This window comes from Streptomonospora sediminis, assembly GCF_054778995.1.
In genome coordinates, this window is the sequence record NZ_BAAGYZ010000074.1 from 68,397 (window position 1) to 85,170 (window position 16,774).

Annotated in this window: 11 protein-coding genes and 1 pseudogene; 4 read left to right on the forward strand and 8 right to left on the reverse strand. The window is 72.0% G+C overall.

The window, feature by feature from the left end; all coding sequences use genetic code 11:
- The first annotated feature begins 59 nt into the window (after window positions 1-59).
- From ACYVD5_RS15370 to ACYVD5_RS15380, 3 genes are all read left to right on the forward strand, one after another.
- Complete coding sequence (locus tag ACYVD5_RS15370; RefSeq protein ID WP_461001722.1) at window positions 60-2,726, forward strand: hypothetical protein; 2,667 nt, start codon at window positions 60-62, stop codon at window positions 2,724-2,726.
- A complete protein-coding gene (locus ACYVD5_RS15375) occupies window positions 2,723-3,994 on the forward strand; it encodes a tyrosine-type recombinase/integrase (RefSeq protein WP_461001723.1) in 1,272 nt (423 codons plus the stop codon). The genes ACYVD5_RS15370 and ACYVD5_RS15375 overlap by 4 nt, the downstream gene beginning before the upstream one ends.
- A gap of 199 nt (window positions 3,995-4,193) precedes the next feature.
- On the forward strand, window positions 4,194-4,847 hold the full coding sequence (locus ACYVD5_RS15380) for an AAA family ATPase (RefSeq protein WP_461001724.1): 654 nt from the start codon (window positions 4,194-4,196) through the stop codon (window positions 4,845-4,847).
- Window positions 4,848-5,154: 307 nt separating this feature from the next.
- On the opposite strand, the gene ACYVD5_RS15385 is transcribed toward ACYVD5_RS15380, so the two are convergent.
- Together ACYVD5_RS15385 and ACYVD5_RS15390 are read right to left on the reverse strand one after the other, a co-directional pair.
- Complete coding sequence (locus ACYVD5_RS15385) at window positions 5,155-5,799, reverse strand: hypothetical protein (protein WP_461001725.1); 645 nt, start codon at window positions 5,797-5,799, stop codon at window positions 5,155-5,157.
- A gap of 82 nt (window positions 5,800-5,881) precedes the next feature.
- Window positions 5,882-7,108, reverse strand: coding sequence for a VLRF1 family aeRF1-type release factor (locus ACYVD5_RS15390; protein ID WP_461001726.1), 1,227 nt, complete (start codon window positions 7,106-7,108; stop codon window positions 5,882-5,884).
- A 335-nt stretch (window positions 7,109-7,443) separates the two neighbouring features.
- Between ACYVD5_RS15390 and ACYVD5_RS15395 the strand changes: the two genes are divergently transcribed.
- A complete protein-coding gene (locus ACYVD5_RS15395) occupies window positions 7,444-9,861 on the forward strand; it encodes a Tex family protein (protein ID WP_461001727.1) in 2,418 nt (805 codons plus the stop codon).
- Window positions 9,862-9,959: 98 nt separating this feature from the next.
- On the opposite strand, the gene ACYVD5_RS15400 is transcribed toward ACYVD5_RS15395, so the two are convergent.
- The 6 genes and pseudogenes from ACYVD5_RS15400 to ACYVD5_RS15425 all read right to left on the reverse strand — a co-directional run.
- A complete protein-coding gene (locus ACYVD5_RS15400; RefSeq protein WP_461001728.1) occupies window positions 9,960-11,057 on the reverse strand; it encodes a DUF2157 domain-containing protein in 1,098 nt (365 codons plus the stop codon).
- Between the two features lie 130 nt (window positions 11,058-11,187).
- Window positions 11,188-12,285 carry a fatty acid desaturase family protein gene (locus ACYVD5_RS15405; RefSeq protein ID WP_461001729.1) on the reverse strand — a complete coding sequence of 366 codons (1,098 nt, stop codon included), beginning with the start codon at window positions 12,283-12,285 and terminating at the stop codon, window positions 11,188-11,190.
- Window positions 12,286-12,570: 285 nt separating this feature from the next.
- On the reverse strand, window positions 12,571-13,614 hold the full coding sequence (gene pdxA / locus ACYVD5_RS15410) for a 4-hydroxythreonine-4-phosphate dehydrogenase PdxA (RefSeq protein WP_461001730.1): 1,044 nt from the start codon (window positions 13,612-13,614) through the stop codon (window positions 12,571-12,573).
- A gap of 207 nt (window positions 13,615-13,821) precedes the next feature.
- Window positions 13,822-15,132, reverse strand: a complete 1,311-nt coding sequence (ispH, locus tag ACYVD5_RS15415; RefSeq protein ID WP_461001731.1) for a 4-hydroxy-3-methylbut-2-enyl diphosphate reductase — start codon at window positions 15,130-15,132, stop codon at window positions 13,822-13,824.
- Window positions 15,133-15,164: 32 nt separating this feature from the next.
- Window positions 15,165-16,205 carry a family 2 encapsulin nanocompartment cargo protein polyprenyl transferase gene (locus ACYVD5_RS15420; RefSeq protein WP_461001732.1) on the reverse strand — a complete coding sequence of 347 codons (1,041 nt, stop codon included), beginning with the start codon at window positions 16,203-16,205 and terminating at the stop codon, window positions 15,165-15,167.
- 98 nt (window positions 16,206-16,303) lie between these two features.
- Window positions 16,304-16,774 (reverse strand): annotated as a pseudogene (locus tag ACYVD5_RS15425) (Crp/Fnr family transcriptional regulator); the annotation flags it as partial.

Here is a 16,774-nt window from a genome sequence, read left to right on the forward strand (position 1 = left end):
CTCGCACCGCCACGCACAACGCCTGCGGCCGCGCACCACAACCAAGGAAGGAAGCGCACGTGACTGCTCACGAGCGACTTGCCGACCGGCTGATGGAGCTGGACAGATACGTGGACTCCGCGGGCGGCAAGGCTCAGTGCCCCGCCCACGAGGACCGTCTTCCGTCGCTGTCCATCTCACCGGCCAAGAAGTACCAAGGCGTGGTGATCAACTGCCACGCGGGATGCGCTCAGGACTCCGTTCTCGACGCGCTCGGTTGGAGCAGGGCCGACCTGCACGATGAGCCACCGGAGCGGCGCCGTTCCAAGTTCGACGTCGTGGCCGAATACGAATACGTCGACGAACAGGGACGCCTGCTGTTCGTGAAGGAGCGCCGCGAACCCAAGGACTTCCGGTGCCGCAAGCCGGACGGCAGCGGCGGCTGGCTCTGGAAGCAGGCGGTCGAGCGGCGCGTCCTGTACCGGCTTCCCGAGGTCGTCGCGGCCGTAGCCGCGGGCCGCACCGTCTTCGTGGTCGAAGGCGAAAAGGACGTCCACGCCATCGAGCGGGCCGGCGGTGTCGCGACCTGCAATTACGACGGAGCCGCCAAAGAAGGCCAGCGCACGAAGTGGCGCCCGGAATACAGCGAAGTCCTTGCAGGTGCCGACGTGGTGGTGGTCGCCGATAAGGACGCACCGGGCTATGCCCACGCGCGGAGCATCGCCGGCGCGTTGGCCGGGCGCGCCGGGTCCCTAGCCGTACTCCAGGCCCGCGCCGGAAAGGACTTCTCCGACCACATCGCGGCCGGATACGGCCTTGGCGACCTGGTGCCCGTCGACGTGCCGGAGCCGGCGCCGTCCCCCGCGGCGACCGACGGCGGGAACGACGACGGTGACCAGGAAAGTTCGTCGGTCGCCGCCCAATTGGTCGACCTGGCGGTACGCCGCTACGAGCTGTTCATGTCCGAGGACGGGCGCCCCTATGCGGTCGAGACCGACGGCCCCAACATCGCTCTGCCGCTGCGGGGAAAAGCCGGCCTTCGGGCGCGACTCGCCGACGTCTACGCCTATGAGAGCCGCGGCCGTGTCCCATCGCAGTCGGCTCTCACCGACGCCACGATGGTGCTGGAGGGCAAGGCAGGGCGGGCAGAACAGCGCGCTCTGTCGCCGCGCGTGGCCGCCTACGGCGACGGAGTCGTGGTCGACCTGGGCACTCCAGACGGCAGGTGTGTGGTCATCGGGCCGGAAGGTTGGGAGCGCCGCTCGCGCTCGCCGGTGACCTTCCGGCGTTCCCAGATCATGCGGCCGCTGCCCGATCCGACCCGCGACGGCGACGGCCTGGCCAAGCTGCACGACCTGCTGAACATCGACCACGACGGGTTCCGGCTGCTTGCAGGGTGGCTGGTCGCCGGGCTGATCCCCGACATCCCCCATCCCATCCTGACGTTCACCGGCGAGCAGGGCACCGGAAAGTCCAACGCGGCCAAGGCCGCGGTCAACCTGCTGGACCCGTCCGGTGCGCCCAAGCGGCTGCCGCCGCGCGACATGAAGGCGTGGTCGACCCAGGCGTTCAACTCGTGGGCGATCTGCCTGGACAACGTCTCGCGTATCCCCGAGTGGCTCTCAGACACGCTGTGCATGGCCGTGACCGGCGCCGGGATCCCGGAACGGGCGCTCTACAGCGACGACGACCTGATCGCCCTGGAGTTCCGCCGGGTGCTGGCGATGACCACCATCGACGCCGGCGCGCTCAAGGGCGACCTCGCTGAACGCATGCTCACGCTCGAACTCCAGCTCATCTCGGACCAGGCGCGCCGGGAGGAAGCCGAGATCGAACGCGCCTACAACGAGGCGCATCCGGCAATCCTCGCGTCCCTGTTCGACCTGCTGGCACAGGTCCTCAAGGCGCGGCCCGATGTGCGTCTGGAGCGCAAGCCGCGCATGGCGGACTTCGCCCGCGTACTGGCCACCCTCGATGAGCTCAACGGCTGGAACAGCCTCCAGACCTACACCGCCGGCGCCCAAGACGTCGTCGCCGATGTCCTGGAGGGCGACCCGTTCGGCTCTGCCCTGCTGGCCATGATGCGCGGCCGGGAAGGCGCCTGGGCCGGCACGGCCGGGGAGCTCCTGGCCGAACTGGACCGCCACGAGGGGCGCGACTCCCCTGACACCAAACCCAAGGCTCGCCCCAAGGGCTGGCCGACCAACCCGCGGGCCGCCGCCGGCGCGCTCAAGCGCGTCGCGCCTGCTCTGCGCGCCATGGGCGTCAACTACAGCACGAAACGCGAGAGCGGCACCGGCAACCGCATGCACGTCCTCACCTCGGCTAACGAGAGCGCGTGCGTTCAACCGTCACGACCGTCACGACCGTCACGACCGTCACAGGACAGCCTCCAAGCAGCGGAAACGCCTGTGACGGTTGCCCAGGCGCAACCGTCACACCTCAATTCCCAACCGTCACAGGCTGACCACGCCTGTGACGGTCACGAGGGACGCTGTGACGGTCGCTGTTCCCGACCGTCACAGCCGCACAAGGCGGCTGACCAGGATGGACGGCCCGAGGGTGACGGTCGTGACGGTCGTGACGGTTCGTTGCAGCAACTCTCGCCGAACCACCCGAAGGCGCCATGCAGGCAATGCCATCGCCCCCATTGGTCCGCCGATGGATCGCCCTTCTGCATCGACTGCCTGACACCCACATCACGCATCATCGCGGAGCCCTCCACACCCGAGAAGACCCACGCGTGACCAGCATTGTCGGCTCGCACCGCCAGCACAACGCCGACGCCACCACCAAGGAAGGACTGGACAGCATGACCGATTCCGAGGGCGCACCGAAGAAGAGCCGCGGCCGCCGCGGCGAGGGCAGCATTCACTGGGATGAGCGCAAGAAGTGCTACGTCGGCTCCATCTCACTGGGCTACGACGCGATCGGAAGGCGCCGGCGGCCCAAGGTCTACGGGGCGACCAAGACCGAGGTCCGCAGCGGTATGCGCAAGCTCCGAAACGAGGCTGAGGCCGGAGCCAAGACGTCGGCCCGGTACACCGTCGCCGATGCCGTTAACGACTGGCTTGAGGCTCCCAACAAGCGGCGTTCGGCGGACACCGTCGAGCAGTACCGGAGCCTGGCGAAGGTCCACCTGCTCAACTCGATCGGGCGGCTGAAACTCCGCGACCTGGAAGCGGACGACATCGACGAGTGGTTGGCGGACCGCGCGGAGCGGTTGGCGACATCCGTCGTCAACCGGCTTCTGTGGATGCTTCGTGCGGCCATCAAGCATGCCTTGCGGCGCGGGAAGGTGATCCGCAACGTGGCCGACGTCGTGGAAGCGCCCGAAGGCCAGCAGGGACGCCCCAGTAAGGCCCTCAACCTCGCCCAGGCGCGAGCGCTGCTGGCCGCCGCTCGGGAGTACGCCCTGCACGCCTACATCGTCGTGTCGCTGACCACGGGTATCCGCACCGAGGAGGCGCGGGCGCTCCGATGGGAGCACGTAGATCTGGAGGGCGATCCCGGAGCCGCCCCGCCGGTACCGCCGTTCATCGCCGTATGGCGCTCCGATCGCGTCGGAGGCGAAACCAAGACCCGCAAGAGCAAGCGGACGCTCGCGCTGCCGGCGCTCGCCGTGAACGCTCTGAAGCAGCGGAAGGCGGAGCAGGAGAGGGAGCGGGCGGCAGCCGGGAGCCAATGGGTAGAGAACGGTCTTGTGTTCTGCACCGGCCTCGGCAAGCAGTACAGCCGGTTCCACGCCTACAAGCTCTTCACACCCATCGTGAAGCGCGCGGGCCTGGAAAACTGGACGCCGCGGGAGCTGCGGCACAGCTTCGTGTCGCTGATGTCGGCGGACGGCGTTCAGGTCGAGGACATCGCACGGCTGGTCGGCCACTCCACCACCCTCACCACTGAGACCTACTACCGCCGGGAACTGCGACCGGTGATCACGGAGGGGGCGGACCGGATGGACATCATTCTGGGAACGGAGACGACCCCCTCGGAGACGGATTCCGACGCCACTTAGGCACCCTCATAGGCTCCCGGCGGGACCGGATCCACGCTGTACCCTGGGACTCATGTCTTACCGGCAATGCATGTGCCAGGGCTACCGCGGCCCGGTCCCGCTGGACGAGTACTACGCCCCCGACATCCTCAACGGCGACTCGTGAGGGGTTTCCGCCGGCGGCAGCACCGCGGTCGCACGCAGGAATCCGCCGCCCGCGGTGGATAGGCACCGAGCCGGGCTCCCCGCACCCGGCGCGAGCGGTGCCACCGGTGCGGCCGTGTGGGTGGTCGCCGGAGCACCGGGCGCAGGCAAGTCGACCGTGGCCGCCCACCTGCTGGAGCGGCTCGATCCGGTGCCGGCGCTGCTGGACAAGGACACCCTGTTCAGCGGGTTCGTCGCCGAGGTCCTCGCGGCGCACGGCCGCTCCTACGGCGAGCGCGAGGGCTCCTGGTACGACGAACACGTGAAGGTGCACGAGTACGGCGGGATGACCGCCGCCGCCGCGCAGATCCGCGCGGCCGGCTGCCCGGTGATGCTGGTGGCGCCGTTCACGGGCCAGATCCGCAGCCCTGACCGGTGGCGGAGCTGGGTCGCCGAACTGGGCGGCGACCCGGTGCGCCTGGTGTGGGTCGCCAGTGACGGCGCGACCCTGCGCGCCCGCATCGGCGGGCGGGGGCGCTCGCGCGACACCGGCAAGCTCGACACCTTCGATGCCTTCGTCGCACGTGTGCGCCCCGGCGAGCCGCCACCCGTCGGACACCTCGCGGTCGACAACCGCCTCGGCGCCGCCCCACTGTCCGACCAGGTCGCGGCGGTACTGCGGCGGGCCGCCCGACGCACTGATGATCATGCAGGAACGCCTGGATTTTAACGCTGAGACGGGCATTTCAGCACTATCGTCGCAAGCCGGCGGACGGTATGGCGGCGGCGCCGGCGGGTAGACGGACGGTATGGGGATCGGAACCGTCGAACTCATCATCATTGCGCTGCTCGTCATCGGGATTCCGACCATCTTCGTGACCGTCGCTGCCCTGATGAGGCGGCGCTACCGCCGCAGCCGCCGCTGACACCGGATGCTTCCCGGCGCAACCGGCCGGCGGCCCGCGGTGTCCCGTGTGCCGCCCGCCGCCGAGCATGCGGCGCCCCCTGGTCAAGCGCCGCTGTCCGGCGCCCCCTCCTCAGCCGCCGGCCGGCACCACGCGCTGCAGCAATCCCCAGGTGAAATCGGCGACGTAGCGGCCTCCTGCCGCCGCAGGCCCGCGGCCCCCGCCATGCGGGGCTGCTTGTTCTTCCCGCTCCGGTGGGCCGCCCGGCTCCTCCGGGGCGGTGAAGGCCATGCGCCATCGCGAGGGGGCGGTGCCCTCCATCGGCACGGCCGGCGGGAACGCGCGGGCCACGTCCTCGACCACGCAGGACCAAGGGGCCAGCTCGCCGACGCTGCGCGGCCGCGGCGCGGGGGCGTCGTCCGAGCGCACCAGCCACTCGTGCAGCAACGGCCCGCCGGCCAGCGTGACCACCTCGTAGCGCAGCTCGGGCCACAGCGGCACCGGCCAGCGGTACACGGCGCAGGCGAGGTCGCCCACCGTGCGCCGCCCGGAGGTTTGCGGTGGGCCCAGCAGGCGTTCGTAGCGGGTCAGCCCCTTCGGCGCGCGGGCCGAGCGCAGCAGGGCCTGCCACCGCCGGTTCGCCTCGCGCATCTCGGTGCGCGAGGCGCCGAGTTCGTACCTGGCCTCGTCGACCAACTGGGGCTGGAAGTCGGCCATGCGCCGCAGCAGGACGAGCTGGAACTCGCGCGGCCCCATCTGCCCCGTCAGTGCCGCCACCGGCAGGCCACCTCCCGCAACGGGGTGCCACTTCCGGCGGCGGGGGAGGATGGGCCAAGCCCGGCCCACCCGCCCATCGCGGCTACCAGCGCAGCAGCGCGGCCACTCCGTCCTCGGCCGCCAACACCGCGGCGGCCTCGGGCGGCAGCAGCGTGACCTCGGCGCCGGAGGTGAAACCCATCTCGATCATGCGCTCGCCCAGGTCGGGTTCCTCGGCCATTGCGGTGCCGGCCTGCCCGGGCGGCAGTTCACCATGAGGGTAGTACTGCCCGTCGGGTGCGCGCTGGCCGCGCAGCTCGCGGGTGCCGTCGAGGACGAGGTGGGCGACGCGGTTCTCGCGGAAGGCGCCGAGGGTGTCGCTGACACCGATGGCTCCCGGCCCGCCGGAGTGTGCGGCACCGCGCGCCTGCTCGGCGAGCGCGCGGCAGCGCCGTCTGCGGTCCTCCTCCAGTTCGGGGCGCGCCAGCGCCGCGATCTCGGCGAGGGAAAGGTGTTCGGCGACCCGGTCCAGCAGGATGACGGCGCGGCGGCCCGGCGAGGCCGCAAGTCCCTTGCGGACGACGTCGATGAGCCGGCCGTCGCCGGTGACCACGACCGACTCCCAGCCGTACTCGTCGGCGATGGCGGAGATGCGCGGCCGCAGCGAGGACAGGTAGCGCAGCAGGTTGTCCTCGACCCGGCGGTCGAAGCGGTCGATCTGGCCTGTGGCGCGCGAAGCGCTGCCCACAGCACCGGTGGCGGCGGGGGCGCGCGTGCTGCGCCAGTCGTCGGTGTCGAGTTGGAACGCCAGCCGGTCGACCTCGCTGGCGACGCCGAAGCGCAGGTCGGTGATGCGCACCCCTTCGTGGGAAACCGCCAGGACGCCGGCGGGCGCGCCGAATGTCAGTGCGCCTGCCAGCGGACGCAGGTAGGGGCGCGGCTGCAGTACCGCGCAGTCGTCCAGCGGCATCTGCACACTGAGCGTGTGCACCTCGTTCCGGCTCACGGGGGCGAACAGCGCGCGGCCCACACCGAACTCCCCCGAGTCGAGCAACCCCTCGATTTCGGGTTGGAGCTGTTCGAGCCGCGCCAGCACGGCGGTCTTGCGCTCTCTGCCGCCGTTACCGCCGTTGGCGCCGTTTCCGGAGTTACCGGAGTTACCGGAGACTTCGCTGCGCAGCGCGCTGAGGGCGTTGCCGACCGCCAGGCGCCAGGCCGGCGAAGCCGATTTGTCGCGCGGATCGGCGGTCGCGTAAACGCTCAATACGCCCATATCGTCATTAATGGCGGCCAGGTCTCGAACCGACGTCGGATCCATGATCACGCTCATCCCGCCCATCTTCGATATGTCCTTGCGGTCCAATCGAAATACTGCTTCCTCTCTAACAGGAGATCAGCAGCCCGTTCAACAGCCGGTCGCCGGTCGGTAACCCGCAGGGCAAGAAGAAGCAATCGCGTGGCCGCTTCCACGCGGCCGGACACCCGGGTGCCCGGCGCAGCAGGCGGGCCGCTCGGGGAATTCCGCGGCGCCCGCCGCGGGCATGCCGCAGCACAGCGGCGAGCGGATTTCCGGGCACCCCGGCGCGGGCGCACCGGTGTGACAACTGCGGCGCCGCCCAGGACAATGCACCGGGTGAACATGAGCGAGAAATTGGACCAGCCAACGTGACGATCAGTATCGACCAGCGCATCGCCGAGGAGATCGGCGTCAGCCAGCACCGGGTGACCGCGGCCGTCGGCCTGCTCGACGGCGGGGCCACCGTCCCGTTCGTCGCCCGCTACCGCAAGGAGGCGACCGACGGGCTCGACGACGCCCAACTGCGCCACCTGGAAGAGCGCCTGCGCTACCTGCGCGAGATGGAGGAGCGCCGCGCCGCCATCCTGGAGTCCATCCGCTCCCAGGGCAAACTGGACGAGGCGTTGGAAGCACGCATCAACGCGGCCGACTCCAAGGCCCGGCTTGAGGACATTTACCTGCCCTATAAGCCCAAGCGCCGCACCAAGGCCCAGATCGCCCGCGAAGCCGGCCTGGAGCCGCTGGCGGACCTGCTGCTGGGCGACCCCGGCCAGGACCCGCAGGCCGCCGCTGCCGCATACGCCGACCCCGCCGGCGCCGGCGACTCCGGCAACGGGGTCGCCGACGCCGCCGCAGCTCTGGAGGGCGCCCGCGCGATCCTCGTCGAACGCTTCACCGAGGACGCCGACCTGGTCGGGGACCTCCGCGAGCGGCTGTGGTCGCGCGGCCGGCTCGCCGCCCGGGTCCGCGAGGGGCGCGAGCAGGACGGCGCCAAGTTCTCCGACTACTTCGACTACGCCGAGGCGCTGACCGAGCTGCCCGCCCACCGGGTGCTGGCCATGTTCCGCGGCGAGAAGGAAGAGGTGCTGGCCCTCACCCTGGAACCCGAGGACGACCCCGATGCCGCCCCCGGCGCGCCCGGCCCATACGAGCGGGCGATCGCCGCCCGCTTCGGCATCGCCGACCGCGGGCGCCCGGCCGACAAGTGGCTGGCGGAATCGGTGCGCTGGGCCTGGCGCACCCGCGTGTTCGTCCGCTTGGACATCGACCTGCGCATGCGGCTGTGGCAGCAGGCCGAGGACACCGGCGTGAGCGTGTTCGCCGCCAACCTGCGCGACCTGCTGCTGGCCGCACCCGCCGGCACCCGCTGCACCCTCGGGCTGGATCCGGGGCTGCGCACCGGTGTCAAGGTCGCCGTGGTCGACGCCACCGGCAAGGTCGTGGCCACCGACACGATCTACCCGCACGCGCCGCAGCGGCGCTGGGACGAGGCGTTGGCCAAGCTCGGCAAACTGGTACGCGAGCACGGCGTCGACCTGGTCGCCATCGGCAACGGCACCGCCTCGCGCGAGACCGACAAGCTCGCCGGAGAGCTGGTCAAGCTGATGGGCGCCGGCAAGCTGACCAAGGCCATGGTCTCCGAGGCCGGCGCGTCGGTCTACTCGGCCTCGGCTTATGCCTCACAGGAGCTGCCCGACCTGGACGTGTCGCTGCGCGGCGCCGTGTCCATCGCCCGCCGGCTGCAGGACCCGCTCGCCGAACTCGTCAAGATCGACCCGAAGTCGATCGGGGTCGGCCAGTACCAGCACGACCTGTCGGAGACCAAGCTTTCACGGTCGCTGGACACGGTCGTGGAGGACTGCGTCAACGCGGTCGGGGTCGACGTCAACACGGCGTCGGTGCCGCTGCTGGCGCGCGTTTCGGGCATCAGCTCGTCCGTCGCGCAGAACATCGTCGACCACCGCGACAGCAACGGCCCGTTCACCGCGCGCTCCGCGCTGAGCAGGGTGCCGCGGCTGGGTCCGAAGGCGTTCGAGCAGTGCGCCGGGTTCCTGCGCATCCGCGGCGGCGACGACCCGCTGGACGCCTCCAGCGTGCACCCGGAGTCCTACCCCGTGGTGCACCGCATCCTCGAAGCGACCGGCCGCGACGTGTCCTCGCTGATCGGCGACGGCGCGGCGCTGCGCGCGCTGAGCCCGCAGGACTTCGCCGGCGCCGGGTTCGGGCTGCCCACGGTCACCGACATCATCGCCGAGCTGGAAAAGCCCGGGCGCGACCCGCGGCCGGAGTTCACCACCGCCTCGTTCAAGGAGGGCGTGGAGACACTGGGCGACCTGCAGCGCGGCATGATCCTGGAAGGGGTCATCACCAACGTGGCGGCCTTCGGCGCGTTCGTCGACGTGGGTGTGCACCAGGACGGGCTGGTGCACGTGTCGGCGATGGCCAAGAGTTTCGTCAGCGACCCCCGCAACGTGGCCAAGCCCGGCGACATCGTGCGGGTCAAGGTGATGGACGTCGACACCGACCGCAAGCGGATCTCGTTGAGCATGCGGTTGGACGACGACCCCGAGGCCGGTGAACGCGGCGGCGCCAAGAGCGGCCGCGGCGAGCGCGGCGGAGGTGGCGCCGGCAAGGACAGCGACGGCGGCCGCGGTGCGCGCCAGGAATCCGCGAAGGGCCAGGGCGGGCGCCGCAACGAGCGCGGCGGCGGCAAGGACACCGGTGGCACGAGCGGTGCCATGGCCGAGGCGCTGCGGCGGGCCGGGTTGGACAAGGGCGCCGGTTAGCCGGGCCGCTGCCGGGCCGGGCCGCCGGGGCCGGTAGGCCGCCGGGCCCGGCGGCCGGGCCCGCGGATTCGGGCCCGCCCGGTAGCGGCTACGCCGGCCTAATGCCCGCTGGAGTCCGGCCCACCGGACCGCGGTGCGCCGGTGCCGAACGGCCCCTGGTCGGGTGCTCCGGTCGGCGCCGGGCCCGCGTCCTGTGTCCCTGCGGCGGCCGGCGCGCGGTCGGCCCTGCGCCGGTGCAGCATGATCCCCAGCCAACTGGCCACCAGCAGGACCGCGCCGACCAGCAGCAGCATGGCCGCCGCCCCGATCGCGCCGTCGGTCACGTCCCAGACCAGCTCCGGCACGCCGATGGTGAATCCCAGGATTCCCAGTACGAGCAGCACCCCGGCGCGCTCCCGGCTGTAGTAGGCGATGCACACCGCGGCCACCAGCAGCGTGGCCGAGTAGCCGACCTGGCTGTGGCCGCCCCAGGAGAGCATGGTCTGGCCGGCCCCCAGCGCCAGACCGGCGCCCAACCCCATACCCAGTCGGCGCTCCGCCACGGCTCCCAGCGACGACAGCAGCACCCACACCGCACCCAGGCAGAGCCAGGCCGCGCCCACGACCAGGCTGGAGTCGTCGTAGTCCAGGTCCGGCACCTCGTCGACGAGCGTGCCGACCAGGGCGATGCTCATCGCCCAGGCCACCACGTGGCCCACGGCCGAGGGCAGCGCCGCGTAGCCGGCGGCGGCGATCGCCAGGCCCACCAGGAACGGCGCATAGTAGGGGCCGTCGTCCAGAAATACATCCAGGGAGACGGCCGCGGCAAAGGCGGCCACCGCCGAGGCGAGTGCGAGCAGCACCCCGGCGATGCGGCGCCGGACGTTGGCCACGTCGTTGCGGCGGCCCCGCATCCGGTGCGGCCCGCCGGCCATGAACACCGCGGCGCCGGCCGCAGCGACCGCCACCAGCGCGAGCAGCGCGATGCGGGCGCCGTCGGAGAGCTCCTCCCAGGAGGTGGCCGCCAGGGCCACCGCTCCCGCGAACACCAGACCGCCGCCGATATAGCCCGCGATCTCCATCCAACGCACCCGCCCGCGCTCGGGTGCGGCCGCATCCAGCGCCGCCCGCACCTCGCCGGCCTGCGCGTCGGAGATGACGCCCCGGTCGACGAGGCCGCGCAACGCCGCGTCGCGGGCGGGTTTCGACTCGCTCACTGCTATCGCCTCCTGGTCCGACGCTGCCGGGCCCTCCCGGCGCCCCCATCCCATCGTGGCTGCTGCGTTCGGCGCATGAGTACACCTACTCAAGTACTCAACGACCGCGGCGCGGCGCCGGACCGCGGGCTCACCCCTGCGGCGTGGCGGCGGCACGGCGCGGCCGGCGCAGCGGCTCCCCCGCGTGGTGCATGTGGGCCAGGGCTTCGCCGTGGGAGCGCAGGAAACCGGTCTCGTGGTAGGACAGGCCGATCTCGGCGCAGAAGTCGCGCACGATGAGGCGGGCCCGGCTCAGGTGCGGCGAAGGCATGCTCGGGAACAGGTGGTGCTCGATCTGGTAGTTGAGTCCGCCCAGCGCCACGTCGGTGACCACGCCTCCGGTGACGTTTCTGGAGGTCAGCACCTGTTTGCGGAGGAAATCGGGTTTGTCGCCGGCGGTGAGGGTGGGCATGCCCTTGTGGTTGGGCGCGAAGATGCAGCCCAGGTAGATACCGAACAGCGCCTGGTGGATGACCAGGAACAGCACCGCGCGTCCCGGCGAGAGCACCGTGAACAGCGCGCCGAGGTAGAGAACGAAGTGGGTGCCCAGCAGCACCGCCTCCAGCCACCGCAGCCGCATCCGGGGCCGGAACAGCGAGATGACGCTCTGCACGTGCAGGTTCATGCCTTCCAGCGTCAGCAGCGGATAGAACAGCACCGCCTGCCACCGGCCGATGAACCGCGCCGGGCCCGAGGCGTTCTCGGCCTGCTCGTGCGACCACACCAGCAGGTCGGGGGCAACGTCGGGGTCGAGGTCCTCGTGGTTGGGGTTGGCGTGGTGGCGGGTGTGCTTGTCCTGCCACCAGCCGTAGCCCATACCGATCGCCAGGTTTCCGGCGATCCGGCCGGCCGCCTCACTGGGCGCCCGGGTGCGGAACACCTGGCGATGGGCCAGATCGTGGGCGAACAGGCCGAACTGGCCGAAGACAACGGCGAGGTAGACGGCCACGGCCATCTGCCACCACGAATCCCCCAACAGGAAGAACGCCGCCCATCCGGCGGCGAACAGCACGGCGAGCACACTGCCCCGCGCCGCGTAGTAGCCGGGGCGGCGGCGCAGCAGGCCCGCCTGCTGGATCCGCTGCGATAACGCGGCAAAGTCGCTGGCTGGCCGGGCCGCCCCCTGGGATTCGGGGGTCCGTGCGGCGCCGGACGGGGGGTCCTCAGCGCTCAGTCCGGTCGTTGACATGGTGGTGTCCTCCACGCTCGGGATCCGCTGCCGGGGCCTTCGCCCGGCAGGGCTCGGCGTGGTGCAGGGCAGAGGGGACCGTCCTGGATGCTGGCCATCTGGGGGGCTCGCCGCGCACCGCGCTCGTTCCGGTTCCGGTACCGGCTCAGGCCGCTACCGAAATCAGTACATTCAACCTAGGCGATCCCGGACACCCCAACGAGAGTGCCCTCGTGTCAGCCGCAGTGGAGGTAGCACCACCCCCGCGGGTTCAGCGGTCCGGGCGGCGGCGTGCGCCCGGACCGCTCAAGAGCCGTACTCGGCGCGGATACGGTCGGCGAAATGCGAGAACTCGCAGGCGTGCAGGAACGCCGAACGCATGGTGCCGGGGTCGGCCGCACCGGTGCCGGCGATGTCGAAGGCGGTGCCGTGGTCGACCGAGGTCCGCAGGATCGGCAACCCCACTGTCACCGAGATCGTGCCGTCGAAGTCGAACGTCTTCGCGGCAATGTGGCCTTGGTCGTGGTACTGCGAGAGCACCCCGTCATAGCGGTCCTGGAGCAGTTGGTGGAAGACGGAATCGGCGGGGACCGGACCGGTGACATCGGCACCCGCGGCGCGCACCCGCTCCACGGCGGGTGCGAGGTAGTCGATCTCCTCGGTGCCGAAGGCCCCGTTCTCGCTGCCGTGGGGGTTGATCGCGGCGACCGCCAGCCGCGGTTGGTCGTGGCCGAACACCCGGAGCGCGGTCAGCGCCTCGCCGATCGCCGCCACCTGCTGGTCGGCGCCGACCTGGTCCAGCGCCTTGCGCAGCGATAGGTGCCGGGTGGCGAAGAAGATCTTCTTGCCGCGCACCACGAACATGGTGTTCTGCCGGGAGACCCCGGTGAGCGCGCCCAGCATCTCGGTGTGGCCCAGGTGCTCGCTGCCCGCCGCCCAGATGGCCTCCTTGTTGATGGGGCCGGTGACGATCCCGGCGACGCTGCCCCGCATGGCCGCACGGGTGGCGGCCTCGACCGCCTTGACGGCGGCCGCGCCGGCCCGCGGGTCGACGGTCCCCCAGGCAAGCTCGGCCGCGCCCGGCTCGCCGATGTCGAAGCAGTCGATCACGCCGTCGCGTTCCTCGGGCAGGTCCCACGAATCCAGCGCGCGGATCCGCACGTCCAGACCGCACACCTCGGCCGCGCGGCGCAGAACGGCGGCCTCGGCCACGACCACGCCGCGGGCCGAGGCGGTGGTGCCCACCTCGCTCAGCGTGCGCACGGTGATCTCGGGACCGATCCCCACCGGGTCGCCGACGGTGACGGCCAGCGCGGGGCGGCCGTTCAGGGGAGCGGCGGTTTCGGACATCTCGTTTCCCTCCAGGAGACGGACCGGCCGAGCCTCGGCCACCGGTTCGGCCGCGAACCCGGCCGACGGTTCGGCCGACGGCTCGGCCGCTGTGCCGGGCTGTTTCGAGCCTAGCCGCCGCCGGAAACCCGGTGCGGCCGCGGGCCGGCTGCGCGGTCCGTACCACAGCGGGGCGGCAGCGGCGGCGCGGCCGGCCGGGCCGAGCGGTCAGGACCGCCGGACCGGCGGCGGCAGGGTGAACCGGACGGTCTCGCGGGTGGTCGCGCGCTCGTGCACGGTGAGCGGCCCGAGCCCGCCCAGGTTCGCGACCACGGCCTCGACCAGTCCCGGCGGCGCCGAGGCCCCGGCCGTCAACCCGATCGTGCCCGCCCCGGCGAGCCATTCCGGGCGGATGCCACCGGTGTCGTCGATGAGGTGGGCCGGGGTGCCGCACCGCCGGGCGAGTTCGACCAGCCGCTGCGAGTTGGACGAGTTGTCCGAGCCCACCACCAGGACCAGGTCGGACTCCTCGGCGATCGCCTTGAGCGAGTCCTGGCGGTTGGTGGTGGCGTAGCAGATGTCGTCGGATGCGGGACCGCGCAGCGCCGGAAAGCGGGTGCGCAGGGCGTCGACGACCTCGGCGGCCTCGTCGGCGGCCAGTGTGGTCTGGGTCAGATACGAGACGCGTTCGGGGTCGGCGACCTCCAGCGCGGCAACGTCGCCGGGGGTCTCGACCAGCACGGTGCTCTCGGGCGCTTCGCCGAGGGTGCCTTCGACCTCCTCGTGGCCGGCGTGGCCGACCAGCACGACGGTGTCGCCGCGTGCGGCGAAGCGGCGGGCCTCGGCGTGCACCTTGGTCACCAGCGGGCAGGTGGCGTCGATGGCTTCGAGCCCGCGGTCGCCGGCCGCCCGGTGCACCTGCGGCGAGACGCCGTGGGCGGAGAACACGACGGTGGCGCCCGGGGGCACCTCGTCGAGTTCGTCGACGAAGACCGCGCCGCGGGCTTCCAGGTCGGCGACGACGTGGGTGTTGTGCACGATCTGCTTGCGGACGTAGACGGGCCCGCCCCACTGCTCCAGTGCCTGCTCGACCACCTCGATGGCGCGCTCGACTCCGGCGCAGAAGGACCGGGGGGCGGCGAGCAGGACGGTGCGCGGCGTGCCGGCGACGGCCAGGAAGGCCTCCAGCGCCTCGCGGGCGGCGCGGTCGGCCGCCGGGTCCCCGGCGCCCGCGGCCGCGCCCAGGCCGGCCGGAGGGTCGCAGCCGGGGATCACCGCGGTGCGGCCTTCTGCGGGGCCGCCGCTGGGGACCGCGCCCCGAGCGGGTTCCGCCGCGGTGCGGCCGGCCGGCGGTATTGCGAGCGCACCGTGCTCGGTCCGCATGCCGCGGCGGCGGAGCTCGCCCGACAGCAGGGCGGCCGCGGGGCAGGCGATGCCGGGGCCGTGCCCGGTGGCCAGGCGGTCGGCGACCAGGACGGCGCCGAGCTCCGGTGGGCGGGTGCTGCCGGGTGCCGTTGTCGGGCTTGCGGTGTCGGACATGTGTGCTGTGCCTCCTCGGTTCGGCGCGCGCATCAGTGGTCGCGGCGGGTGGCCAGGCGGGCCAGGGCCGTGAGCTCGGCCGCTGGGGCCGGTGCGGCTGCGGCCGCGTGCAGGTGGCCCAGCGCACGCTCCAGCAGCGCCGCGGTTTCGCGTTCGGCCCAGGCCCGCCCGCCGGCAAGGTCGACCAGTTCGGCGGCGCGGACCAGGTCGGCGCCGCCGAGTGGTTCCTCGCGGGCGAGCAGTGCCGCCAGTTCGCCGGATTCGGCGGAACCGGAGTCGAGGGCGGCCACGACCGGCAGCGACTTCTTCCGGTTGCGCAGGTCGGAGTGGACGGGTTTGCCGGTGAGTGCGGGGTCGCCCCAGATACCGAGCAGGTCGTCGGCGATCTGGAAGGCGAGCCCGAGCAGTTCACCGAACCGGCGCAGGTCCTCGGCCTGCTGCGGTGCGGCGCCGCCGAACACGGCCCCGAGCGCGCAGGCCCCGCCCAGCAGGGCGCCGGTTTTGGCCTCGGCCATGGCCCGGCATTCGGCCGGGCCCACGTCGGCGCGGCGTTCGAAATCCATATCGGCGCTCTGGCCCTCGATGAGCCGCTGCACGACCGCGTTGAGCCGGCGTACCGCGGCGCCGGTGGCGGGGTGGTCGCCGGCGGCCAGGGTGTCGAAGGCCAGGGAGAGCAGCGAGTCGCCGGCCAGGACGGCGTTTCCGGTTCCGAAGATGCTCCAGGCGGTGGCCCGGTGCCGGCGGGTGGTGTCGCCGTCCATGACGTCGTCGTGCAGCAGGGAGAAGTTGTGCACCAGTTCGACGGCGACGGCGGCCGGGACCGCGTCGTCTCCGCCGCCGCCGGCGGTGCGGGCTGCGAGGAGGGCGAGCGCGGGCCGGAGGAGTTTCCCGCCCGCGCCGCCCACCGGGTTGCCGCGCTCGTCGCGCCAGCCGAAGTGGTATTCGGCGATCTGCCGCGGCGCGGGGGGAAGTGCTGCGACCGCCGACCGCAGGGCGGGATCGACGCGGTCGCGGACACCGGCGAGCACCTCGGCCGCCGGCCGGCCGCCCGTTGACTCCTCGATTGCCACCATGAGGCGGGATCCTCTCGTTACGTGGCCGGCCCGGATGGGGTCGGCATGTATGTGGTCGGCCCGTGCGGGTGGTCGGTCTGTGCGCGTGGCCGGCTTGTTCAGCGGCCGATCTCGACGTTCTCCAGGATTCCGAGGGCGTCGGGCACCAGCACGGCCGCCGAGTAGTAGGTGCTGACCAGGTAGGAGATGATGGCTTTCTCGCTGATGCCCATGAACCGCACCGACAGCCCCGGCTGGTACTCGTCGGGCAGGCCGATGTGGTGCAGGCCCACCACGCCCTGGTTCTGCTCGCCGGTGCGCATGGCGAGCATGGAGCTGGTGGCGGTGCCGCTGACCGGGATCTTGTCGCAGGGCAGGATCGGGATCCCGCGCCAGCCCGCAGCGGCGTGCCCCTGGTAGGGGACGTTCTCGGGGTAGATGCCGCGGCGGCTGCATTCGCGGCCGAACGCGGCGATGGCGCGCGGGTGGGCAAGAATGAACTCGGTCTTGCGGCGGCGGGAGATGAGTTCGTCGAGGTCGTCGGGGGTGGGCGGGCCGGTACGGGTGGGAATCCGCTGCTTCAGGTCGGC